Origin of the sequence: Bacillus sp. B4EP4a (assembly GCF_006680105.1) — a bacterium.
Classification (GTDB): Bacteria; Bacillota; Bacilli; order Bacillales; family DSM-1321; genus Peribacillus; species Peribacillus simplex_E.
The window spans coordinates 1-843 of the sequence record NZ_VHIK01000107.1; the positions used below are offsets into that span (position 1 = coordinate 1).

At 43.7% G+C, this 843-nt stretch carries 1 protein-coding gene; it reads right to left on the bottom strand.

Annotation, left to right across the window (positions count from 1 at the left end; genetic code table 11):
• Positions 1-843 (bottom strand): arginine--tRNA ligase (argS, locus tag FNK51_RS26200; protein ID WP_141995240.1); only part of this gene is annotated, 843 nt, incomplete at both ends.

Here is an 843-nt window from a genome sequence, read left to right on the forward strand (position 1 = left end):
CCTTTACGTGTCGACATTTTCTTGCCGTCTTTTAACATCATGCCAAATGCTACGTGCTGCAAATCTTTTGACCAATCATATCCCATTTTTTCAATGACGTTAAAAAGTTGCTTAAAGTGCAGGGATTGTTCGTTCCCGACAACATAAAATGTTTTCTTCGCCCCGTACTGTTTTTTACGATACATGGCTGCAGCCAAATCACGCGTCGCATAAAGTGTCGCCCCATCGGTTTTCGTAATCAAACAAGGCGGCATATCTTCCAATTGCACGACATAGGCACCTTCGGATAGGGTAAGCAAGCCCTTTTCTTTTAGTTCCCCGACAACAGCATCCATTTTGTCATTGTAAAACGCTTCTCCGGCATAGGAATCAAAACGGATGCCCAATAAATCATAAATCGTCTCAAATTCTTTTAAGGATGCATCCCTGAACCATTTCCATAATGCCAGTGCTTCCTCATCCCCATCTTCAAGCGACTTGAAGCTTGCACGTGCTTGTTCATTCAACGATTCATCCGTTTCAGCTATTTCATGGAACTTCACATAGATTTTCAATAATTCCTGAATCGGCGAAGCTTCAATTGCCTCTTTGTCGCCCCACAGCTTATACGCGACGATCAACTTGCCGAATTGCGTGCCCCAATCTCCTAAATGATTAATACGCACGGCATTGTAGCCATTTTTTTCGGCAATGTTAGCCAGTGCATTCCCTATGACCGTTGAGCGTAAGTGCCCCATGGAAAAAGGCTTGGCAATATTCGGGGATGAGTAATCAATCACGACATTTTCCTGTACAGGCTGCAGTGAACCATACTGATCCTTTTCCCTTAATATCGTTTGCAGC